18 protein-coding genes are annotated in these 22,168 nt (G+C 55.4%); 7 read left to right on the forward strand and 11 right to left on the reverse strand.

Features of this window, described 5'->3' with window-relative positions; all coding sequences use genetic code 11:
* Positions 1 to 30: 30 nt before the first annotated feature.
* The gene (locus QFI97_RS21365; protein WP_346431940.1) at positions 31 to 981 is read left to right on the forward strand and encodes a carbamate kinase family protein; all 951 of its coding nucleotides are present in this window, start codon (positions 31 to 33) and stop codon (positions 979 to 981) included.
* 24 nt (positions 982 to 1,005) lie between these two features.
* Positions 1,006 to 2,394 (forward strand): amidohydrolase family protein, encoded by a 1,389-nt coding sequence (locus tag QFI97_RS21370; protein WP_346431941.1) that lies wholly within the window; start codon positions 1,006 to 1,008, stop codon positions 2,392 to 2,394.
* A gap of 66 nt (positions 2,395 to 2,460) precedes the next feature.
* Here QFI97_RS21370 and lysS read toward each other — a convergent pair whose 3' ends face one another.
* The 5 genes from lysS to cadC form a co-directional block, all read right to left on the reverse strand.
* The gene (gene lysS / locus QFI97_RS21375; RefSeq protein ID WP_346431942.1) at positions 2,461 to 3,978 is read right to left on the reverse strand and encodes a lysine--tRNA ligase; all 1,518 of its coding nucleotides are present in this window, start codon (positions 3,976 to 3,978) and stop codon (positions 2,461 to 2,463) included.
* A 258-nt stretch (positions 3,979 to 4,236) separates the two neighbouring features.
* On the reverse strand, positions 4,237 to 5,709 hold the full coding sequence (dtpD, locus tag QFI97_RS21380; protein ID WP_346431943.1) for a dipeptide permease DtpD: 1,473 nt from the start codon (positions 5,707 to 5,709) through the stop codon (positions 4,237 to 4,239).
* Positions 5,710 to 5,768: 59 nt separating this feature from the next.
* On the reverse strand, positions 5,769 to 7,916 hold the full coding sequence (cadA, locus tag QFI97_RS21385) for a lysine decarboxylase CadA (RefSeq protein WP_095094697.1): 2,148 nt from the start codon (positions 7,914 to 7,916) through the stop codon (positions 5,769 to 5,771).
* A gap of 82 nt (positions 7,917 to 7,998) precedes the next feature.
* On the reverse strand, positions 7,999 to 9,336 hold the full coding sequence (gene cadB / locus QFI97_RS21390) for a cadaverine/lysine antiporter (protein WP_095094695.1): 1,338 nt from the start codon (positions 9,334 to 9,336) through the stop codon (positions 7,999 to 8,001).
* 365 nt (positions 9,337 to 9,701) lie between these two features.
* Positions 9,702 to 11,213, reverse strand: coding sequence for a lysine decarboxylation/transport transcriptional activator CadC (gene cadC, locus QFI97_RS21395; protein WP_331850637.1), 1,512 nt, complete (start codon positions 11,211 to 11,213; stop codon positions 9,702 to 9,704).
* A gap of 855 nt (positions 11,214 to 12,068) precedes the next feature.
* Here cadC and QFI97_RS21405 point away from each other — a divergent pair.
* The 4 genes from QFI97_RS21405 (at position 12,069) to QFI97_RS21420 (ending at position 16,036) form a co-directional block, all read left to right on the forward strand.
* Positions 12,069 to 12,935 (forward strand): GNAT family N-acetyltransferase, encoded by an 867-nt coding sequence (locus QFI97_RS21405; protein WP_331850638.1) that lies wholly within the window; start codon positions 12,069 to 12,071, stop codon positions 12,933 to 12,935.
* A 550-nt stretch (positions 12,936 to 13,485) separates the two neighbouring features.
* The gene (locus tag QFI97_RS21410) at positions 13,486 to 14,148 is read left to right on the forward strand and encodes a helix-turn-helix transcriptional regulator (RefSeq protein ID WP_143350128.1); all 663 of its coding nucleotides are present in this window, start codon (positions 13,486 to 13,488) and stop codon (positions 14,146 to 14,148) included.
* Between the two features lie 50 nt (positions 14,149 to 14,198).
* Positions 14,199 to 15,410 (forward strand): phosphoadenosine phosphosulfate reductase, encoded by a 1,212-nt coding sequence (locus tag QFI97_RS21415; protein WP_095094687.1) that lies wholly within the window; start codon positions 14,199 to 14,201, stop codon positions 15,408 to 15,410.
* Positions 15,410 to 16,036 (forward strand): IbrB-like domain-containing protein, encoded by a 627-nt coding sequence (locus tag QFI97_RS21420; protein ID WP_095094685.1) that lies wholly within the window; start codon positions 15,410 to 15,412, stop codon positions 16,034 to 16,036. The genes QFI97_RS21415 and QFI97_RS21420 overlap by 1 nt, the downstream gene beginning before the upstream one ends.
* A 32-nt stretch (positions 16,037 to 16,068) precedes the next feature.
* Here QFI97_RS21420 and QFI97_RS21425 read toward each other — a convergent pair whose 3' ends face one another.
* Both QFI97_RS21425 and QFI97_RS21430 read right to left on the reverse strand, forming a co-directional pair.
* On the reverse strand, positions 16,069 to 16,515 hold the full coding sequence (locus QFI97_RS21425; RefSeq protein WP_095094683.1) for a DUF421 domain-containing protein: 447 nt from the start codon (positions 16,513 to 16,515) through the stop codon (positions 16,069 to 16,071).
* 9 nt (positions 16,516 to 16,524) lie between these two features.
* Positions 16,525 to 17,028, reverse strand: a complete 504-nt coding sequence (locus tag QFI97_RS21430) for a hypothetical protein (protein ID WP_095094681.1) — start codon at positions 17,026 to 17,028, stop codon at positions 16,525 to 16,527.
* A gap of 307 nt (positions 17,029 to 17,335) precedes the next feature.
* Here QFI97_RS21430 and QFI97_RS21435 point away from each other — a divergent pair, with 307 nt between their 5' ends.
* A complete protein-coding gene (locus QFI97_RS21435) occupies positions 17,336 to 17,686 on the forward strand; it encodes a DUF1304 domain-containing protein (RefSeq protein ID WP_095094678.1) in 351 nt (116 codons plus the stop codon).
* Positions 17,687 to 18,054: 368 nt separating this feature from the next.
* On the opposite strand, the gene QFI97_RS21440 is transcribed toward QFI97_RS21435, so the two are convergent.
* The 4 genes from QFI97_RS21440 to QFI97_RS21455 all read right to left on the reverse strand — a co-directional run bounded on the left by QFI97_RS21440 (position 18,055) and on the right by QFI97_RS21455 (position 21,928).
* Complete coding sequence (locus QFI97_RS21440) at positions 18,055 to 18,834, reverse strand: MipA/OmpV family protein (RefSeq protein WP_095094674.1); 780 nt, start codon at positions 18,832 to 18,834, stop codon at positions 18,055 to 18,057.
* 89 nt (positions 18,835 to 18,923) lie between these two features.
* Positions 18,924 to 20,168, reverse strand: a complete 1,245-nt coding sequence (locus QFI97_RS21445; protein WP_157349057.1) for a sensor histidine kinase — start codon at positions 20,166 to 20,168, stop codon at positions 18,924 to 18,926.
* A 20-nt stretch (positions 20,169 to 20,188) separates the two neighbouring features.
* Positions 20,189 to 20,890 (reverse strand): response regulator, encoded by a 702-nt coding sequence (locus QFI97_RS21450; protein ID WP_189339812.1) that lies wholly within the window; start codon positions 20,888 to 20,890, stop codon positions 20,189 to 20,191.
* A gap of 201 nt (positions 20,891 to 21,091) precedes the next feature.
* A complete protein-coding gene (locus QFI97_RS21455) occupies positions 21,092 to 21,928 on the reverse strand; it encodes an alpha/beta fold hydrolase (RefSeq protein WP_346431944.1) in 837 nt (278 codons plus the stop codon).
* Positions 21,929 to 22,168 lie beyond the last annotated feature (240 nt).

Here is a 22,168-nt window from a genome sequence, read left to right on the forward strand (position 1 = left end):
TTTCTTACCCTCTGTAGCGGAATCTGGACAATGAAAGAACTCGTGGTCGTTGCCATTGGCGGCAACAGCATCATAAAAGATAACGCCAGCCAGTCGATTGAGCATCAGGCCGAGGCCGTGAAAGCCGTGGCGGATACGGTGCTGGAGATGCTGGCATCGGACTATAACATCGTGCTGACCCACGGCAACGGGCCGCAGGTCGGGCTGGATTTACGTCGCGCCGAAATCGCTCACGAGCGCGAAGGCCTGCCGCTAACGCCGCTGGCCAACTGTGTCGCCGATACCCAGGGCGGCATCGGCTATCTGATCCAGCAGGCGCTCAATAATCGCCTGGCCCATCGCGGCGAGCAAAAGGCGGTCACGATCGTCACCCAGGTTGAGGTGGATAAAAACGATCCGGGGTTTGCTCATCCCACCAAGCCGATTGGCGCATTTTTTAGCGCCGCCCAGCGTGACGAGCTGCAGCGGGCTCATCCCGACTGGCGCTTCGTCGAAGATGCCGGACGCGGCTATCGCCGGGTGGTAGCCTCGCCGGAGCCAAAACGCATCGTCGAGGCCGAGGCCATTAAAACCCTCACCCGCCAGGGCTTCCTGGTGATTGGCGCCGGCGGCGGCGGCATTCCCGTGGTGCGCGGCGAACAGGGCGATTATCAGAGCGTGGATGCGGTCATCGATAAAGACCTTTCCACCGCGCTGCTGGCGCGTGAGATCCACGCCGACGTGCTGGTTATTACCACCGGCGTTGAAAAGGTGTGCATTCATTTTGGCAAAGCCAACCAGCAGGCGCTGGGAACGGTGACGGTCGGAGAGATGACCCGCTATATGCAGGAGGGCCACTTTCCGGCGGGCAGCATGCTGCCGAAAATCGTCGCCAGCCTGGCATTTTTAGCCCACGGCGGCAGCCGGGTCATTATTACCACCCCGGAGCGCCTGCCCGCCGCGCTGCGCGGGGAAACGGGCACCCACATTGTGCATGACTAACTGTGCATGACTAAAGGAAGAAAGATGAACAAAGACAATAGCCGCCGGGAATTTATCACCCGCAGTGGAAAAATAGCCGCCGCCGCGGCCCTGCTCGGCGCCGCGGCGCCGTCCGCCTACGCGGACAGCAGCGCAGCGGCCGCCTGCAGCGATCCTCAGGGGACCATGAGCCTCAGCGATAAACACTATTACCTCGATAACGTGCTGCTGGAGAGCGGCTTCGACTATGAAAACGGAGCGGTGGTCCATACCCGCACCGAGCTGCAGACCCTGGAGATTCGCGACGGGAAGATAGCGGCCCTGCGGCCCAATAAAAGCCATCCCGATGCCACCCTTCCCCGCTACGACGCGGCGGGCATGCTGATGCTCCCGGCGATGCGCGACATGCATATCCACCTCGATAAAACCTTTTACGGCGGCCCGTGGCGCTCCCTGAACCGCCCGGCGGGCACCACGATTCAGGATATGATTAAGCTTGAGCAGAAGCTCCTGCCGGAGCTGCAGCCCTATACCCAGCAGCACGCGGAGAAGCTGATCGATCTGATCCAGTCCAAAGGCTCCACCGTGGCCCGCAGCCACTGTAATATCGAACCGACTTCGGGGCTAAAAAACCTCGAAAACCTGCAGGCGGTGCTGGCGCGGCGCAGTCCGGGATTCGAATGTGAAATCGTCGCCTTCCCGCAGCACGGCCTGCTGCTGTCGCACTCCGAGTCGCTGGTACGCGAAGCGATGCAGGCCGGGGCGCACTATGTCGGCGGGCTCGATCCGACCAACGTCGACGGCGCGATGGAGAAGTCGCTCGATACCATGTTCCAGATCGCGCTGGACTATGACAAAGGGGTGGATATTCATCTGCACGAAACCAGCCCGGCGGGCGTGGCGGCGATAAACTACATGGTAGAAACCGTGGAGAAAACCCCGCAGCTGAAAGGCAAGCTGACCATCAGCCACGCCTTTGCCCTGGCGACCCTCAACGAACAGCAGGTCGATGCGATTGCTGACCGCATGGCGGCGGCGCGGATAACCATCGCCTCAACCGTACCGATCGGCACCCTGCATATGCCGCTGCGTCAGCTGCGTGAGAAAGGCGTGTTTGTGATGACCGGCACCGACAGCGTCATCGATCACTGGTCGCCGTACGGCCTCGGCGATATGCTGGAAAAAGCCAATCTCTACGCCCAGCTCTACATTCGCCCGAATGAGCAGACGCTCTCCCGCTCGCTGGCGATTGCCACCGGCGACGTGCTGCCGCTGAACGATAAGGGCGAGCGCGTGTGGCCAAAAGTCCAGGACGACGCCAGCTTCGTGCTGGTTGACGCCTCCTGCTCCGCCGAAGCGGTGGCGCGCATTTCGCCGCGCACCGCAACCTTCCACCGGGGCCAGATGGTCTGGGGCCGTGTGGGCCGCGCCTGACGGCAGGCGGACATAAAAAAGCCCCGGGACGCCGACGCGCCTCGGGGCTTTGCTTTTTACGCTGGCTTATTTCTGCGGACGCATCGCCGGGAACAGGATCACGTCGCGGATGGTGTGGCTGTTGGTAAACAGCATCACCATTCGGTCGATGCCGATGCCCAGACCGGCGGTCGGCGGCAGGCCATACTCCAGCGCGGTCACGTAGTCTTCGTCATAGAACATCGCTTCGTCGTCGCCGGCGGCTTTGGCGTTCACCTGATCGAGGAAACGCTGCGCCTGGTCTTCGGCATCGTTGAGCTCGCTGAAGCCGTTGCCGATTTCACGTCCGCCGATAAAGAACTCAAAGCGGTCGGTGATCTGCGGATTGACGTCGTTACGCCGCGCCAGAGGCGACACTTCTGCCGGATACTCGGTGATGAAGGTCGGCTGAATCAGGTGCACTTCCGCCACTTCGTCAAAGATTTCGGTGACGATGCGGCCCAGGCCCCAGCTCTTCTCAACGTTGATGCCGATAGATTCGGCAATCGCTTTCGCCGCATCGAAGTTATCCAGATCCGCCATCTCGGTTTGCGGACGATATTTCTTGATAGCCTCGCGCATGGTCAGCTTTTCAAACGGCTTGCCGAAGTCGAAAACCTGGTCGCCGTAAGGCACTTCGGTTTTACCCAGCACGGTCTGCGCCAGGGTGCGGAACAGCGACTCGGTGAGTTCGATCAGGTCTTTGTAATCCGCGTACGCCATATAGAGTTCCATCATGGTGAACTCGGGGTTATGGCGCACGGAGATGCCTTCGTTACGGAAGTTACGGTTAATCTCGAACACGCGTTCAAAGCCGCCAACAACCAGCCGTTTAAGATACAGTTCCGGCGCGATACGCAGGTACATGTCCATGTCCAGCGCGTTGTGGTGGGTGATAAACGGACGGGCGGAGGCGCCGCCGGGGATCACCTGCATCATCGGGGTTTCGACTTCCATAAAGCCGCGAGCCACCATGAACTGACGCATCGTCGCGAGGATCTGCGAGCGTACTTTAAAGGTGTGACGCGAGGCGTCGTTGGAAATCAGATCCAGATAGCGCTGGCGATAGCGCGCTTCCTGATCCTGCAGGCCGTGGAATTTGTCTGGCAGCGGGCGCAGGGCTTTGGTCAGCAGACGCAGCTCGGTGCAGTGGATCGACAGTTCGCCGGTTTGGGTTTTGAACAGCTTGCCGCGGGCGGCGATGATGTCGCCGAGGTCCCACTTTTTAAACTGCTCGTTGTAGACGCCTTCCGGCAGATCGTCACGCGCCACGTACAGCTGGATACGGCCGCCGACGTCCTGCAAGGTGACGAAGGAGGCTTTACCCATGATACGACGGGTCATCATGCGGCCAGCCACGGAGACTTCAACGTTCAAGGAGGTAAGTTCTTCGTTGTCCTTGCCGTCAAATTCAGCGTGCAGCTGGTCAGAGGTATGGTCACGGCGAAAATCGTTCGGGAACGGGATACCCTGCTCGCGCAGCGCAGCCAGCTTTTCGCGACGGCTTTTCAGTTCATTATTAAGGTCAATTGCCTCATCGGCACTTTGTGCTTGTTGTTCAGACATGTTGGTTCCTCATAACCCTGCTTTCAAACTTGCTTCGATAATTGAACCAGGTCACCATCCGGCGCGGCCCGTCTCGGGCGTCATCACCGGAGAACAATCTTAACGAACCTGGCTTCACTTCCGGCCGATCTCACTCAGCCATCGCTTCACTAACGATTTTTAGTCTTCGGATTCCGCACCAGCCAGAATATCCTCCTCCTGATTATTGAACGGTGCAAGGAGCGTATGCCGCTCCCGCACTTGAGATAGCCTCATGGCTTACGCGCCGCCGCCGGGAATTTCGCCGGCGGCGCGACGTTTGCCGAGGCTGCAGGTTGCGGCAAACGCCAGCAGCACGATCGCCGCCACGCAGCCGAGCGTCCATGCGCCCATCTGGGAGAAAAAGTGCTGATAAGCGGCAATGGCCGTTTCGCTGATTTGCGATTCGGTGGTCCGCTGCGCCACCATCCCCGCCAGCCAGTTGGCGACCGCGCCGGTGGCGAGCATGTAAATACCGGTCAGCACCCCGGTCACGCCGGGCATGTTGAGGCGGGTAATCTGCGCCATCGCCACCGGGTCGATAAACAGCTCGGCAAATCCCATCAGCGCCAGCCCGCCGACCATCAGCCCCATTGAGGCCTGGCCGTCGACGGCTGCGTGGCGGGCGTTAAGCGCCAGCAGCATAAATCCGCAGCCCATCAGCACCAGGCCAAAGGCAAATTTCAGCCATACCCGCAGCGCGGAGCGGGCTGCGCCTTCCGGGCGCATCAGCCATGCCAGCACTACGCCCGCCGCCATCACCGCCACCGCGTTGACCGACTGGAACAGCGCCGTCGGCACTTCAATATTCAGCAGGCGCCGGTTAACGAAGTGGTCGATAAACAGGCTGATCGAGCTGCCGCCCTGCTGCGCCAGAACCCAGAACAGCGTGCCGGTCAGCATCAGCAGAACGATTTGCCACAGCGCCCGGCGGTGCTGCGGAGAGCGGATCATAATCCGCGCCACCATCTGGGCGGCAAACACGCAGACGATCGCCAGCAGATAGCCGGACCAGTTATTTTCCAGCAGCAGCGTAAAGAACACCGGCGCCACGCACAGCATCACCGCCAGCCAGCCCCAGGCTGGCAGCACAAACGTCACCGCCCGCAGCGCCTGCTTGTCGACGCCCCGGGTGTGGCTGAAGTAGCGGCTGCCGCTTAAGAAAATCAGCAGACCGATAAACATGCCGATCCCCGCCAGCGCAAAGCCAATGTGCCAGCCGTACCACTGGGCGGTCAGCCCGCAGGCAATCGGCGCGGCGATTGAGCCGACGTTCCCCGCCGCGTAGAGCAGCGAAAAACCGCCGTCGCGACGACGATCGTCAACGGCATACAGCTCGCCGAGCAGGCAGCTGATGTTGGATTTGAACAGGCCATAGCCGCAGATAATGATCGCCAGCGCGAGGTACAGGCTCCAGGTTGAGTCGGATTCGACGCCGAGCACCACGTGGCCGAGCGTCATCAGCAGCGCGCCGGCAATGACCGCCGTGCGATTGCCGAGCAGGCGGTCGGCAAGCCAGCCGCCAAGAATGGGGGTAACGTAAACCAGAGAGGCGTAGGCGCTAAACAGACTGATGGCGTGGCTGTCATCAAAGCCAAGCTGATGGGTGAGATAGAGGATAAGTAAGGCACGCATGCCGTAAAAGCTGAAGTATTCCCAGATTTGAATCGCCACGATGTAATAGATCGCGCGCGGCTGTGAGGGTGTTTTCATGAGGTCTCCTTGCAGCGTGAAAAAGGGAAGCGGCAGGCCACTTCCCTTCGGTGCTTCAGTTACTTGTTGTTTTCGTCTTTCAGCACCTTAACGGTGTAGCGACCATCCGCCTGACGGTATGCGCCGTGGATATCGGTTTCGAAGCCCGGGTAGTGGGCGCCGATTTCGCACAGCATCTGCAGGAATTCCAGCACCGGACGGCTCTCTTCGGCGATCATTTCACCCGGCATAACCAGCGGAACTCCCGGAGGATACGGCAGGATCATGTTGGCATTGACGCGGCCGACCATCTCTTCGAGATAGACTTCTTCCGTCTGACCGTGCAGCTCTTTCTGGAACGCGGCGTACGGCGTTACTATCATTTTTGGCAGCACTTCGAACGCGCGGAACATCAGGTCCGGCAGGTTGTGATGCTCAACCAGTTTGTGAATGTTCTGCGCCAGCTCCTGAACGCGCATGTTTTCATAGAATTCAGGATCTTCACGGTACAGAGACGGCAGCATGTTTTTCACACGCAGGTTCAGATCGAACGCGCGTTTGAAGTCGGTCAGCGCGCGCAGCAGGCTCAGGGCCTTGGTTTTGTCGATACCAATGCTGAACAGGAACAGCAGGTTGTACGGACCGGTTTTCTCCACCACGATGCCGTGTTCGTCGAGGTATTTCGCCACGATGCTGGCCGGAATACCGAACTCGTCCATGGTGCCGTCTTTTTTCATCCCCGGAGTCAGCAGAGTGACTTTAATCGGATCGAGGTACATGTGTTCGTTATCGATGTTTTTGAAGCCGTGCCATGCGCTGTCAGAGCGCAGCGGCCAGCATTCAGCCCCGTCGATATGCTCCGGCTGCCATACGTCGAAGAACCAGCCCTCGGACTCGCCTTTCAGACGTTTGATCTCTTTACGGAACTTAATAGAACGTTCAATAGAGCCGTCGATCAGACGCTTACCGGCGTTACCTTTCATCATCGCCGCGGCGGTTTCGGTGGACGCCACGATCCCGTAGTGCGGGGAGGTGGTGGTGTGCATCATGTAGGCTTCGTTAAAGGTTTCTTCGTTGATATCACCTTTCACGTGGATCATTGAAGCCTGGGAGAACGCCGCCAGCAGCTTGTGGGTGGACTGGGTTTCGTAGATGATTTTCCCTTCCACACGACCGCCGCTCATCCCGCATTTACCGGCATAGATTGGCGAGAAGTTGGTGTAAGGCACCCACGCAGAGTCAAAGTGGATGGATTTCACATCGAGGTTTTTCTTGATGAAGTCGGTGTTGTACAGCAGACCGTCGTAGGTGGAGTTGGTGATCACCGCGTGCACCGGCCAGGTGGCGTTCGGGGTCTCTTTAACGCGCTTCGCGATGGTCGCGTGCTGGAATTCGCTCTGCGGGATACCGCCGAGGATACCGTAGGCGTTACGGGTCGGGCGGAAGTAGATTGGCGTAATATCGCTCATCATCATCAGATGGGTCAGCGATTTGTGGCAGTTACGATCAATCAGCACGGTGCTGCCGGCCGGGGCGGAGTACATGCCGACGATTTTGTTGGCGGTAGAGGTCCCGTTGGTCACCATGTAGCTGCGTTCAGCGTTAAATACGCGGGCGATATACTCTTCCGCTTCTTTATGCGGGCCGCTGTGATCCAGCAGGGAGCCGAGCTCAGAAACCGAGATGGAGATATCCGATTTCATGGTGTTCGGGCCAAAGAAATCGTAGAAGATGCTGCCGACCGGGCTTTTCTGGAAGGCGGTACCGCCCATGTGGCCTGGGGTACAGAAGGTATATTTGCCTTCACGCACGTATTTGAACAGCGCTTTGGTCAGCGGCGGCAGAATAGCATCGATATATTCATCGGTGTTCTGTTTGATTTTGTCGGCGATGTCGTCGGCCGCGCCCAGCGCATATTCGAAGAAGCGAACCTGCATGCGCAGATCGTTGAGGCTTACGTCCAGCGTGGAGTAGGTGTTGGCGAAAGCGTACAGCGGCATATATTCGTTCAGCTTGCTGATCTCTTCGCACAGCTCAAGATTGTATTTATCCCAGTCGAAGATAACGCCGCACAGGCGGGAGTTATTTTCGATAAGTTTTAGTAAATCTTCGCGGTCGTTCGGATAGACAATACGGAAGTCCAGGCGTTCAAGGGCGCGATGCAGCTCACGGATAGGCTCTTCTTTAAAGTAGACGCCCATGTGATTCATGATTGCGATAACGTTCATAGTCAAATCTCCAGATATAGAAAGCCCCTCCCGTCGCGTGGTGACAGGTGCAGGAAGGAGCCCCAGGAAAAGGGGTTACTGATTAATGCGCGCCAGCGGTAGAGTTGTCAGCAGGGTCATTTTCATGCTGGCGCTGGTGCATTTTGCGGCCGTAGAACATCAGGATAATCAGGCTGACGATAAAGGTACCGGCCAGTTCGAAGGAGCTTGCCCCCATCAGGGCGATGAAGCAGAAGCCGCAGCCCAGCACCGAACAAATCAGGCTAACCAGGTTACGGATGTTGATGCCTTCGAAGCGAATCAGGTCAACGCAGGAGTAGAAGTAAGGCAGCATGGTCAGCAGTACCGCGATGCCGGTCAGCTCGCCGAACAGGTCAGATGCTTTACCGCCGCTGGAGTTCATCAGGGTAATCAGCACCATCAGCACGGTCATTTTCACCGCCGCCAGCAGCAGGCCTTTTTTCGGGTTACCGTTGCTATCAAGCTCGCCGTAGATTTTCGGGAAGTTGCCGTCGTTGGCGGCACGTACGCCGGCCTGTCCAACCAGCATCATCCAGGAACCGAGAGACGTCAGGCAGGCAAAGGCGGTGAAGGCGGAAACCATCGGAGCCGCCCAGCCGCCGAGGATAGTTGAAGCGCTAATGGCGAACGGTGCGCCCGATGCGGCCATCTGGGCTGCAGGGTACATCCCGGCAATCACCTGAGTTGCGGCGATATAAACGATACCTGCCAGCGCGGTACCCAGCATGGTGGCCAGCGGCACGGTACGTTTCGGGTTTTTCACCATCCCGGTACTGACGGCAGCGGATTCAACCCCGACGAAAGCCCACAGGCACAGCAGGATACTTTTGATTACCGCGTGGCTGTCGGGGGTGGTGGAGGTGTTCCAGTTGGCCTGATAGGTTGCAGCGTCAAACCAGTGCCAGCCGACAACCGCCGTCATGACCACCGGAATTAATACCAGCACCAGACCAATTGTCGTCAGGCGGCTAACCCAGGTCCCACCGAGCATATTAACGAAGGTAAATACCCAGACGATCGCGATACAGGCGATACCGGCCGGAACCGGGTTATTTAATATTGGGAAGAATGTCGACAGATAAGATACGGCGGTAATCCCGATCGCCAGGTTACCAATCCAGTTGGCATGATAATAAAGCACCCCGGTCTGAAAACCGAACGCCGGAGATATTTCACCAGCGTACGCAATTGGCCCCCCCTGCTGCGGATTCTTGGTCGCCAGCCGGGCATAAACATAAGCCAAAGACATTGCGCCAATAATAGAGATCACCCACCCCCAGATAGCAATTGAACCGATACTGGCGAGGTTCGCTGGTAATAATGCAATACCGCTCCCCATCATATTACCGGCGACCACGCCGGTACAGGCAAATAGCCCGATCTTCTTGGCAGAACTCATGTTTGCTTTTCTCCTAAGTTTATTTTGGAGGTACAGATCATGATAGTGAACCTTTTATTGACCCGACCAACTGCCAATAAGATTACTGACTCATACGAGATAAGTCCTAAAGATAAAGTGAAATAACAGCAAACGTCAGACAAATGATATTTTGACCTTTTTGGATTAACATATCAGGATGACATGTTGATATCATAAAAAGATAAACACCATTAAATTACAGTCAGTTACAAGACGCTCGCGGTGTTGAAAATGTGTTGCAACCGGCAGTTAAATTACCGCATAAATATAACAATCACCGGCCTCATGAGAAACATAAGTTTAACCTCACCAGGCCCGAAACCATTCGCGCGGTGAGGGTTTACTTATTCTGAAGAGAGGAAGTTATCGAGATATGGCACAACGCGCGTAACCGAGGTCTGGAATACCGCGTTTTCAATCCAGTAAAAAGTGTTTTCGCCCGGACGTAAATTAAAGGCGGTCAGGTAAGCATCGGCGGCTTCCCGGTTCTCCCCCTTCATTTCGTAGACTTTACCCAGCAGCACATAATTCATCCACGACATTTCCAGGTCGATGCCGGTATTAATCGCGTGGTACGCTTCGTCTACTTTCCCCTGCCCTAGCATATCGACGGCTTTAATTTGATAAAATACCGCCAGATCTTTAATACCCGGCATATCGCCAACCCGGTTTATTTCTGCGTACAGCGCCGCGAGCTGCTGTTCATCCAGCGGCTGTTGCGAATGGCGTAATACATCTACCAGCGCCTTTTCCGCATACGCATAGGAAAAGTCAGGGGCTTGTTTAATCACGTCATCAAGCAGCGCACTGGCTTTCCCTAATGAATCGACATCACCATTCATTAATAGCTGATGCGACTGATAGAAATGGGTCAGCGCTATGCTTTGCGACGGCTGATACTGCTTAAGCATGGTCTGCATACGCTCCGGCCACGGCTGCTTCAGCGCTTCCGACAGGCTGTTCAGCAGGTCGTTTTGAATCGACAGCTGGTTGTCGCTGGTGATGAAATAGCGCTTGTCCATCATGGTGGAGCCGTCGGCGTTATCCACCATCTGCACCGACATAAAGCACTGCTGGGCGCGATAGTGCCGCTGGTTGACGAACTCGATGGTCAGGGTTTTACCGGAACTGCTCGGTTCGTTGATGTTGTAGTTGGTTTTATCATGCACCATAAAGGTGGAGAAGGTATTCAGCGACGTGGTGACCAGGCTGCCAAGCCCCACCGCGTAGGAGTGCTGGGACGCCCAGTTGGTGCAGGAGTTGCCGTTAAGCAGGTGGATATCGATATCGCGCGGGTTTAACAGCAGGCGGGCTTTATTGACCGGCGGGCGCGATTCGATGCTCGACAGCGCCACCAGCGCCACGCAGGTTCCCAGCGCCAGCAGGAACAGACCCCAGACAATAAAGGTGCTGATCCGCTTACGTTTCTCGGTTCTGGTTGGGGGTTGAACGTCGGGCGCGGCGGGCGAAGATGGCGCAGTGGCTTCCGGCATCGCCTGCGGTGCGAGCGGCGTCAGCTCTTCCCCCTCCTCCGTACACCAGATAGCCGGCACCGTCAGCTTATAGCCGCGCTTCGGTACCGTTGCGATATATTCGAGGCTACCGTCGTCGCCATCCTTCAACGACTTGCGCAGTTCAGAAATGCTCTGGGTGACAACATGGCTGGTCACAACGTTGCGCGTCCAGACATTATCAATAAGTTCATCCCTGCTGAGCACCTCGCCAGGGTGGCGGGCAAAGAAAACCAGAAGATCGATCAAGCGCGGTTCAAGGGTAAGCTGGCGTCCCTTCCGGCTAATTTGGTTAACAGAGGGGGTAACCAGCCATTCTCCAACGCGAACAACAGGTTGTTGCATAAAAAGAGCCCAAACGAAAAGGGAAAGGCGGGATGATACCACATTTCCCCTACCTATTTATGATAGGGGTCATGACCTTGAGCGCGTTATATCACTCTGCATTTATTAAGTTTAGCCATTTTTTGTTTTTAGACAAAATCAGCAATAGTCTATTAACACTTTTGTCATTTCATTAAAAATAGCCGGGGACTATTCTGCGTCCATCATTTATTCAGGGTCCGTTCCGGGAGGCGCGAGGGTTTACGCGCCGGCGGCGAACGGACTCCTGGGAGACGCATCATGCTATTTAATCGCTACCCTTTATCCGCGCTGCGCTGAAAGGCGGGGGCCAGGAGGGCTATCTCGACTCCCCCCGTCGCGGCGAAGTAAACCGGGACTCGCCCGGAGCCCTTTTGCTCCGGGCCTTTTCGCGCCTGACGAGCTAGCGATAGCGCCGCACCGCCTGCTCCAGCGCCGTAATATCCTCGCCGGACAGCAGCGCCAGCAGGTCGTCTTCCGGCAAAACGTAGAGGTTCAGCGCAAGCAGACGCTGAATATCTGACTCCGCAAAGCGGTATTTGATAAATTTGGCGGATTACCACCCACCACAGCATACGGCGGCACGTCTTTGGTCACCACTGCTCCGGCGGCAATCGCCGTCCCCTCGCGCAACAACCTCCGCAAAGTCGGCAAAGAGCCCGCTTCCCCTTATTTACTGTGACCGAGCCAACGTCCTGAGAAATGACTGCGGGCTGCGGGGTGTACAAATATCGTGAACCGTTCATACTTAACTGTATAGATGAGTCATTGATTTTTAATATTAATTTAGTATTAGCACTGTCGTGTAGCACAATAAATAAAAAGGAAGACCGGCCAATGAAATACAAATTAGTCAAACAGGTTATGGATAATGATGCATTAAGGAACAGCTTCATTGACCTGGCTATTAAGACCTTTGATCTCTCATTTAAGGACTGGTACAAAAAAGGCTACTGGACCGGGTCATATATTCCCTACGCTTTCGTTGATAATAATAGAGTTATCGCTAATGCCTCCGCCAACGTCATCGATCTGAAGTGGCAAGGAAAGATCGTCCATTATATTCAGATCGGCACCGTGATGACCGATACCGACCATCGCGATAAAGGCCTCGCGACGCAGTTGATTAACCACATTCTGGATGACTGGAAAGATAAAGCTGATGCGATCTTTCTGTTTGCTAACTCTACTACCGTGGATTTCTATCCACGATTTGGTTTCGAGCAGTACGATGAGTATCAATATACCCTGCCGGTGACTCCAACCCCGGGAGACTTCCGCCGGCTTGATATGGATAAAGAGAGCGATGTGGCGATCCTGAAGCACTATTATCAAAAATCCAATCCCTTCTCTCAGCTCTCGGCGCACGATAACTTCGGCCTGCTGATGTTCTATTGCTCCGCGTTTATGAAGCACTTCGTCTACTATTCGGAAAAAAATGGTGCCGTGGCGATCGCGATGCAAAACGATCGTGCGCTAATCTGCTTCGATATTTTCTGCGACGCCACCCGTTCGATGTCAGCGATCGTCAATGAGCTCGCCGACCAACAAACTCAGCTGGCGATTTTAGGCTTCACCCCGATCGAAGGTCGAATCGGCGAGTATGAAAAAATCGAGGGTGACGACTTTTTATTTATCTATACCGCAAAAGAGAACATTTTTAAGGGCAACAAGCTGATGTTCCCGACGCTATCGCATGCCTGAGCCGCGGCGGCGGCTGGCCGTTGGCTTTACGCACCGGAAAATCCCCTTATGAGCCCTCATGAGGGGACAAAACGGCGGATGAATGGCACTCCGCTCTCCTTTATTATTTATCGCCAGCATTAATGACATCGCTTTATTTTTACTTTATCGCTACACATTGTTTTAAATAGCCGTTCAGGAAGGGGCGAATAGTGTTGACTTCATCTCCGGCCTGATAGAGGATCCCTTACTTATAACGATCTTTTGCGGCGGCGGCGAAAGTTAAGCATTTATTCCGCTTCAGCACGGGCAAAAATAGAGCCCTCCCGTCTTTAGATCGCGCCCTGTCGAAACCAGCAATGAAATAAATTAAAAATGTCAATGATATAAGTCAGAACCTAAAGAAAAATAAGAAATAAAAAGATCTGAGGTTCAATGATTAAAATGGCAACCTTCCGTACTAAAGATTACTTAAGATAAATTAACTACCAAAAACAACACAACCCGCCTTATCATTTTCACCATGAGTTCAGACGCTCCCTGTGAACAATTAAAATTGCGGGCATTTTCTATGCATGAACAAATAAGCTCACCCGATCGGCAGAGTAAGATAATTAAACCCGATACCGAACACTACGCTTACCTGGATCTTGAATTATTATTAAAAAACTATAGTGGCGGTCGCCTTACGGATATCCCGCCGTCAACGGAGATCTCTTCTTATTCATATATGGCGAACCAGTACGTAAGCGACGGCCTTGAGACGCTAAAAGCGTCGATAAGGCCCTGCGGCGCCGGGGATCTCTTTGTTCTTGAAGAAAGCTACTTTCCTAATATCTGCGCTCTTCTCGCGGTTATTCAGGTGCTGATCATTCGCGGCAACGCTTCGGTTTTAATTATCAGCGATCGCCAAATAAAAGACGGCATGGCTGATTTTTTCATCTCTAAACAGGCCGGCTTACGGGAATGGCGTAGAAAGCTCAAGAGCAACAATGTCGCCAGCATTGGTAAGCTCCTGAGATATTATAGCCAAATGCGCAGCGGCGGCCATTTAACAAAAAGAGAGTATGACGTTCTTCGTGCCGCATATACCTCGCCGACCCGCGGTGGCGTCGAACGCATACTCTGCATGAGCAATAAACAGGTCTCCCATTACTACCTGAGAATTAAAGATAAGCTCGGCGTAAATAATAAAATCGCTCTGCTCAACTATATTGGCTGGTTATTCCCTTAACCAATTTGGGCCTGCCCCCCTACACCTACGTTTAACAACCAGGAGGCCTGGTGAAGAAAATAAAGCTCGACATGGACGTTTTTGACGCGGCGCTACTCCGCCTGGATTGGGTATTTGAATCATTTGAGCAGGTTTGTTTGTCTTTCTCCGGGGGCAAGGACTCAACCGTCTTATTTCACCTGGCGGCAACCGTGGCGCGCAAGAAGCGGAAAAAGTTCGTGGTTCTGTTTATTGACTGGGAGGCGCAGTATCTATTAACTATTGAGCATGTGGAAAAAATGCGGGCGCTCTATCAGGACGTAATCAGCAAGTTTTACTGGATCGCCCTGCCGCTGACCACGGTAAGCGGCGTATCGCAGCACCAGCCGGAATGGATCTGCTGGGAACCCGGCGCCGAATGGGTGCGCCAGCCGCCGGCTGGGGCTGTGACCCGCAGCGCCGACCTTCCCTTCTACCAATATCCGATGACCTTCGAATCCTTTGTGCCGGCATTTATTCAGTGGCTGGCCGCCGGACGCAGCCTGGCCTCGCTGATCGGCATTCGTACCGACGAATCGCTGCACCGCTATATGGCGCTGACATCGCAGACAAAATCGCGCTTTGATAATGAAAAACCCTGGACTACCGCGCTGCCGGGGGGCGACAGCTACACCTGCTATCCGCTGTACGACTGGCGAACTCAGGATATTTGGATCTTCAATGCGAAATCAAAGCTGCCCTATAACCCGCTGTACGATTTGATGTACCGCGCCGGCGTCACGCTGAAAAACATGCGCGTTTGCGAGCCTTTTGGCCCGGAGCAGCGTCGCGGATTGTGGCTGTACCACACGCTCGAACCAGAAACATGGGAGAAGATGTGTCGCCGGGTATGCGGCGCGCACGGCGCGGCGAAATATGCGAACGAAAGCGGCGACTATTTCGCCCTCAGGACGCAAATGCGTAAACCGGAGCAGCATACCTGGCGCAGCTACGCGCTGTTCCTGCTTGAAAGCATGCCGGATAAAACCGCGGAGCATTACCGCAACAAGATCGCCATCTACCTGCGCTGGTATCAGACGCGCGGCTTTCCGCAGGATATTCCCGATGCCCAGGAGAAGGATCTTGGCTTCCGCGATATCCCCTCCTGGCGCAGGATCTGCAAAACGATTCTCAAGAATGATTACTGGTGCCGGACGCTGTCATTCAGCCCGACCCAATCCCAGCATTATAAGAGATACTGCAACAATATCAGTAACAAACGAAAGACATGGGGGACGCTGTAATGTCAACGGATATCAACAAGGTCGTGGCCGAATACCTTGACTCTTTCTCAGATACAGAAAGTAAGATTGACGCCATTAACCAGCTTAAAATGCTCATCCACCGGCACAGTCCCTTCTGCGATGAGCCCGTGGACTGCGTATTGTGGGTCGACGCCGAATCAGTCACGGCCAATGACTATAATCCCAATAGCATGAGCGCAACGGAAAAAAAGCTGCTGGAACGCTCGGTAGAAATGGATGGATTCACCCAGCCGGTGGTGGTCGCTCGCCAGCAGGAGCAGTATCTGGTTGTCGATGGCTTTCATCGCCACCTGATAAGCGCTTCCAACCCGCAGATTCACCATCGCCTTCATGGCTATCTGCCGGTTACGCTGATTAACTCATCGCGTCAGGGGAAGAAAGAGCGTATCGCCGCGACCATTCGCCACAACCGCGCCAGAGGGAAACACCAGATCGCCGCGATGTCGGATATTGTGCGCGATCTTTACCGCCTGGGCTGGGACGATATGCGCATCGGCCAGGAGCTGGGAATGGACAAAGATGAGGTTTTACGCCTGAAGCAGATTAGCGGGCTGGCGGAGATTTTTATCAATGATAACTTCAGCCAGGCCTGGACGGTTGAATAGCTCGATGGCCTGAGCCCGCCATGATGCGCTCCCTACTTTTCTGCCGGGATAACCGATATATGGCCGTTACGCTCCAGAATGGCATATTTTATTTTGCGAAATTCCGTAATGCCTTGATTTTGACGCGCGGCGACCAGGATGTCGTCGCAAGAGACGTCGACCTTTTTCAGGTTATCGGTTAACGGCACCCCGTCGGCCACCAGCACAACAGGGGAGCCGTCAAGCGCCGACTCCGCGCCAGAAATATACTTTTTCATTAACCCAAACAGAATATCGACCACCACCAGCGTAATAATCGTCAGCATTGCCCCGGTAACCGAAAAATCGTTGCCTAGCAGGGCCTGCTGCGTCGCCTCGCTGATAATCAGCAGCAGGATCAGATCGAAACTGGTCATTTGTAATAATGCACGGCGTCCGGCAATTTTAAATACCACCAGCAGGATTAAATAAATGGCTAACGCCCGGAAAACCATCTCCATACCAGCCCCCTAAGGATAAATAAACTGCCAAAAGCGGATTTCAGGCTCGGCGTTCACCTGGATGGAATTCTCCGTTCTCCCCGGCTTCGCCGGCGTGACGTACAGCCAGATGGAGAAATCACCTTTATTTTTCACATTGTTATAAATCAGATACAGCGTCTTTCCCTGGCTATACATACCGTCCGGCTGTGGCCAGATGCTGCCCGGCTCATAATTTTCAATAAAATCGCCGCCGAGGCTGAATACATATTTATCAGCCGGGAGCGGAAGTGCCGTGATTTTGAGGCGAAACTCTTTTTGTAACCGACCAAAATATTCATAGTCGACTTTTACCGTTCGCGGCGCATTGACTTTTTCAGCCTCACTAAAATACCCGACAGAAAATCCACCGGCTAATGCAGCGCAGATAATAGCCAGCAGAATAACCAGCCCCACCGTCCTTGAGGCCGCCTCAAAATTCAGCAAGCGCTGACTCTCTTTTATACCGGGCAACTTCACCTTATTACCTGCCATTCATCACCCCGCCGCTTCGCCTGTAAACTATAAGGCCGATGATTTACAAGGAAACATTGCTTTAAGGCTCAGCCTATTGCCTGATTAAGCAATAGCAAGCACGCTTAATATGTCAAGCTGATGGCGCGATGAAGTCAGCATGAGGCTATTCTCGATACCAGTATTGTGCCGGTTTTAATCCAGGCGTATTTGCTGCGATCGCGAAGGTCTGCGGAAAGGCGCCGCTCCCCCTGAGAAATAACGGGCAGCGGCGCAAACGAGTTTTAACTATAATCACCCAGCACCTACATTTTCAGCGAGGCCTGTCGTGTTAGCCAATCTCCTTATCGCCCTGGTGGCCGCCATCCACCTCTACATACTGATCCTCGAGATGTTTCTATGGGATACAAAAACTGGTCACAAAGCCTTTAACCTGAGCGCTGATTTTGCTCGCGACACTCGGGTGCTGGCCGCTAACCAGGGACTGTACAACGGCTTTTTAGCGGCGGGTTTACTATGGGGGTTATGGGCGGGAGAGAGCGGCTTGCAGTTTAAAGTCTTTTTCCTGTGCTGCGTTCTGCTTGCCGGGATATACGGTTCGATTACGGCAAGCAGGAAAATACTCTACGTTCAGGCTTTCCCGGCCATCGCGGCGCTGGCTGCTCTGCTCATCGGCTGACGGCGGATAAAATAAGCCGGCGCTACCGGCCTGCTGCAAATTACGCTAAGTTGCTTAATAATCAGCCACTCCTTAATTACGGCCGGCTTTTCTTACTCTTCGCGGAGGTCATCCTGAACACGTTCAGCATTATTGCCATACCTTTTTTCACTCTTGCCGTTGTTCTCTTAACCCTGGGCGCGACCAGGAAGAACCGGGCGTGCTTTATCGTTGGCGGCGTGCTGATGTCCTCCGCCGTTGTCAACGCGGTGATTGGAATGTCGCTTTAGCGGGACGCCGGAAAAACGCCCCGACCAGCGGCTAAAACGAGCGCGCCGTACGGCATTTGATGCGCGATCCCCCGCCTGAGCGGAAAAGGTCCGCGCTTATCAGAAGCGCCATGCGGCAAACAGGACGCCGTTAACCTGCCCTGACTTTTGCGTAACGGGGCTGTCGGCGGCATCGTTTTGCAGATGCTGCGCGCTGATCCGGGCGCCGATCAGCCATGCCGGCGTCACCGAATAGTCCATACCCAGCTGCCAGCCTACTTTCTCCAGCCCGGCCCCGCTGTCGTAGCGTGACAGGCCGCTGCGCGCCGACTGAGCGGCGGTGACGCCGTACTGCGTCTGCATGTAATCGCTGTCCCCCCAGCTCAGGCTTGGGCCGGTATAAAAGCGCAGGCTCTCCAGCGGCCGCCACTGAAGATGCGCCCAGGAGATGAGCTTAAAGCCCTGCTGATTCCCCCCGATATCCTGGGTCAAAATCACGCCGCCGTTGAAGAGCCTATTTTCATACACAGCCGAGCTAAAGGCGCGCGGCGAGAAGCGAATATCGCCCAGCCCTCTGAGGTGTTCATCATCAGACTCCTGACGGGGAGAGAGATCCGCGCCCACGCCAAGCGAAAAAGTCCAGCTTTCGGTGCGGGCAAACTCCCACCCCAGCGCCGTAAGATCGTCCACTCCGCCGACAAAAAACGGCCCGTAAGCCAGCTTTAATGCGGGTACGAACGTCGTTTTGGACTCTTTAGCGCCGGAGTACTTCGGCTTTACTCCCACGCCGCCGCCGATAAAACCGGAAAGTCCGTTATCAGACGGCTCGGCGATGGCGGGAAAAGTTGCCGTAGAGAGCAGGCACAGGAGCGTAAAGGGTTTAGCCAACGTGGATAGCATGTAGATGATCCTTACCGTTACAGGAAGCCGACAATGAGTTGGCTTATTAGAACAGGCTCCTGTAACCCCTCTTTTTACCTCCGGTAAAGTTATGTAACTGCGACAGGCATACGCACCTGAAAACAGGCTCCCCCGCCGCTACGGTTGCGTACCGAAAGGGCGCCCCGGTGGTATTCGGTGATTGAACGAACCAGCGCCAGGCCAAGCCCGTAGCCGTTTCCGCTGCTGCTGAGCCGATAAAATGGCTCGAAGATACGCTCCATTTCCGCTTCCGGAATGCCGAGGCCGCGATCTTTCACCTCGAGGGTGAAGTGCTCCCGGTCGGTAAGCTTCAGGACGACCGAAATATCATGACCCGCATAGCGCCGCGCATTTTCAATCAGGTTGCGCAGCAGGCGCCGTATTAACCGCGCATCCACCTCGGCTGTCACATGCTCAGCCCGTAACTCCACCTGCGCGCTGGCGCACTCCTCGGCCGCAATGGCGGTTATATCAGCCGGCTGGAAATCGCCGGTAATGACGCTGGTCGCCAGCGTCAGGCGGCTCAGCGTCAAAATCTCCTCCACCAGCTCATCCAGCTCACCGACGCTGCGCCGCAGCTCGCGGGAGGCGGGCGACTCCTTCTGCACTAATAACGCCGCCGCCATTTGAATACGCATCAACGGCGAACGCAGCTCGTGCGAGGCATTAGCCAGCATCGTTTTTTGTGATTGAACCAGCTGCTCAATCTGTGTGGCAGCACGGTTAAAACTGGCCGCGAGCTGCGCCACTTCATCGCGCCCGGTAACCTGCACGCGCGCGCCAAGATTGCCTTTGCCGAGCGACTCGACGCTCTGCTGTAACGACTCCAGGCGGGCCGTTAAGCGACGGATCACCGGAAACGACACCAGCACCACGCTGGTCGTCATGGCCAGCAGCATCAGAATAAACAGCCACGGGCGCTTTTGCCGGTCGCTGCTTAGCTGAATGACCAGCACGCGCTTATCCTTGAGCTGCCAGACAAAACGCGTGCCGTACCAGTCATCAAATAATCCTCCTGACGCCACGCGCAGCGGGAAAGAGAGCGGCGGATTAAGCGGGCGGCTAAGCGGAGAGCCATCGGCGGCGTACAGGGAGAAGCGCGTATGGGTGCGCTGGATCCAACTATCGATGGCCTGGAATTGCACGGCGCGCGGAGCGGAAGCTGGCGGAAGATTTTGTTCCACCAGCTCGGAGAAGGTGGCGAAGGCGTTCAAATGACGGTTGTTATCGTTGTTCCATAGCCACAGGGCGATAGTGCAGATCACCACCAGCGCAAGGGCGCAGCTAAAGGCAAAAAAGATCTGCAGGTGCATGGGAAAACAGGCGAGCCGTTTCATGAGTTCGGTAGTGCTGAGAAGACGTAACCGACGCCGCGCACGGTAATGATGCGCTTCGGCACCTGCGGATCGTCCTCGATAGCCTGTCGGATACGCCCGATATGGACATCGATGGCGCGATCGAAGCTGTCATAGCTTTCGCCGCGCACTGACTGCCAGATCTGTTCGCGGTTGAGTACGCGGCCCGCATTGCGCGCCAGCGAGACCAACAGGTCAAACTGTAAGGAGGTCAGGCTGCAGGCTTGCTGGTTAAGCGTGACGCTGCGCGCTGCGGTATCAATTTCCAGCGCGCCGGAACGAATGACGCTGTCGCCGCCCGACGCCGCTCCGGGCTTCATACGCCGTAACACCGCGCGCATGCGCGCCAGCAGCTCGCGCGGCTCAAAGGGTTTTGCCAGATAGTCGTCGGCCCCCACTTCGAGCCCGATAATACGATCCGCCGGATCTCCCCGGCCCGTCACCATAATAATCGCCGGGTCGTACTGGAACCGGGTGCGAATCTGCCGACACAGCGCCAGGCCGTCGGCGTCGCCCAGCATCAAATCCAGCAGCACGACATCGAACTTGCGTTGCTTCATCTTATTTTGCGCGTCCTGCGCGCTGGCGCTGTGTACCACGCTAAATTCGTACTGGGCAAGGTACGGCATCAGCATGCCGGCCAGCCGGTTATCATCCTCAATCAACAAAACGGACGTCATCTTTATCTTCCACACCAAAAGCATTGCGCCAATGAATTAAAGACAGCGTCAGCTATCAGTTAGTTTCAGGCCGCAGCGCGGCGCCCGATAATTACTTTGCCCGGGCGGCCCAGCGCCCTCCGCATGCGACCCGACGGCGATGCCTGTCCGCTCACGGATAAAAGCCGGACCCGCAGCGTAGGCTGGGTCCGGCGTATAGGCTCAAGATTTAACGAACGCCAGCAGGTCCGGGTTTATTACCTCAGGATGGGTGGCAAACATCCCGTGCGACAGCCCCGGGTAGGTTTTCAGCGTCCCGTGCTTCAGGAGCTTGATTGATTTGCGCGCGGCGTCATCGACAGGCACCACCTGATCGTCTTCGCCGTGCATTACCAGTACCGGTACATCAATCGCCAGCAAATCCTGCGTAAAGTCGGTTTCAGAGAACGCTTTGATACAGTCATATTGCGCTTTGGCGCCGCCTGCCATGCCCTGACGCCACCAGTTATCGATCAGGCCCAGGCTGATTTTGGCCCCCGGGCGGTTAAAGCCGTAGAACGGACCCGACGGCACGTCAATGAAGAATTGCGCGCGGTTGGCGGCAAGCGCGGAGCGGAAGCCATCAAACACGGATAGCGGGAGCCCTTCTGGGTTAGCGGCCGTTTTTAGCATAATCGGCGGGACCGCGCCCATCAGCACCGCCTTCGCCACGCGCCCTTTTTCGGCCCTGGCGACATAGCGTGCCACTTCTCCACCGCCGGTAGAGTGGCCGATATGGATAGCATTTTTCAGATCCAGCGCGCGGGCAAGTTCAGCGACGTCGGCGGCATAGGTATCCATCTCGTTGCCGGTATCGGTCTGGTCGGAACGCCCATGACCGCGACGGTCGTGAGCAATCACCCGATACCCCTGCGATAAAAAGAACAGCATCTGATTATCCCAGTCGTCAGCGCTTAACGGCCAGCCGTGGTGGAAAACGACGGGCTGCGCGTTTTTAGGGCCCCAGTCTTTATAGAAAATTCGGGTACCGTCTTTGGTAGTAATAATGCCGTTGCTCATAGGAATATCTCCTGTCTGTGATGAGAATGATGTCATACCCCGGGCTAAGGGCGAAAGTGACAGCCCGATACCGGCAGACAACGTACCGCTGAGGATCAGCAGACGCCGCCGTGAAATCGCAAACCGTTCGTCTGGCATATCCGCTCCTTTATCGTTCAGGTCATCGCTGTTGTTGGCCGATGGAGCTATTGTTATGGAATACGTCGGGAGATAGAATTGTCAAAAATGACACTATAAGAG

It is taken from the genome of Klebsiella scottii, assembly GCF_036561945.1.
Classification (GTDB): Bacteria; Pseudomonadota; Gammaproteobacteria; order Enterobacterales; family Enterobacteriaceae; genus Klebsiella; species Klebsiella scottii.

Coding starts and splice junctions, on each gene's coding strand:
- cadA (WP_095094697.1), bottom strand. CDS start 7,916: ATGAACGTTATCGCAATCATGAATCACATGGGCGTCTACTTTAAAGAA.
- QFI97_RS21440 (WP_095094674.1), bottom strand. CDS start 18,834: ATGCTATCCACGTTGGCTAAACCCTTTACGCTCCTGTGCCTGCTCTCT.
- cadC (WP_331850637.1), bottom strand. CDS start 11,213: ATGCAACAACCTGTTGTTCGCGTTGGAGAATGGCTGGTTACCCCCTCT.
- QFI97_RS21430 (WP_095094681.1), bottom strand. CDS start 17,028: ATGGCAGGTAATAAGGTGAAGTTGCCCGGTATAAAAGAGAGTCAGCGC.
- dtpD (WP_346431943.1), bottom strand. CDS start 5,709: ATGAAAACACCCTCACAGCCGCGCGCGATCTATTACATCGTGGCGATT.
- QFI97_RS21420 (WP_095094685.1), top strand. CDS start 15,410: ATGTCAACGGATATCAACAAGGTCGTGGCCGAATACCTTGACTCTTTC.
- QFI97_RS21425 (WP_095094683.1), bottom strand. CDS start 16,515: ATGGAGATGGTTTTCCGGGCGTTAGCCATTTATTTAATCCTGCTGGTG.
- QFI97_RS21455 (WP_346431944.1), bottom strand. CDS start 21,928: ATGAGCAACGGCATTATTACTACCAAAGACGGTACCCGAATTTTCTAT.
- QFI97_RS21445 (WP_157349057.1), bottom strand. CDS start 20,168: ATGCACCTGCAGATCTTTTTTGCCTTTAGCTGCGCCCTTGCGCTGGTG.
- QFI97_RS21450 (WP_189339812.1), bottom strand. CDS start 20,890: ATGACGTCCGTTTTGTTGATTGAGGATGATAACCGGCTGGCCGGCATG.
- lysS (WP_346431942.1), bottom strand. CDS start 3,978: ATGTCTGAACAACAAGCACAAAGTGCCGATGAGGCAATTGACCTTAAT.
- QFI97_RS21410 (WP_143350128.1), top strand. CDS start 13,486: ATGCATGAACAAATAAGCTCACCCGATCGGCAGAGTAAGATAATTAAA.
- QFI97_RS21370 (WP_346431941.1), top strand. CDS start 1,006: ATGAACAAAGACAATAGCCGCCGGGAATTTATCACCCGCAGTGGAAAA.
- QFI97_RS21365 (WP_346431940.1), top strand. CDS start 31: ATGAAAGAACTCGTGGTCGTTGCCATTGGCGGCAACAGCATCATAAAA.
- cadB (WP_095094695.1), bottom strand. CDS start 9,336: ATGAGTTCTGCCAAGAAGATCGGGCTATTTGCCTGTACCGGCGTGGTC.
- QFI97_RS21405 (WP_331850638.1), top strand. CDS start 12,069: ATGAAATACAAATTAGTCAAACAGGTTATGGATAATGATGCATTAAGG.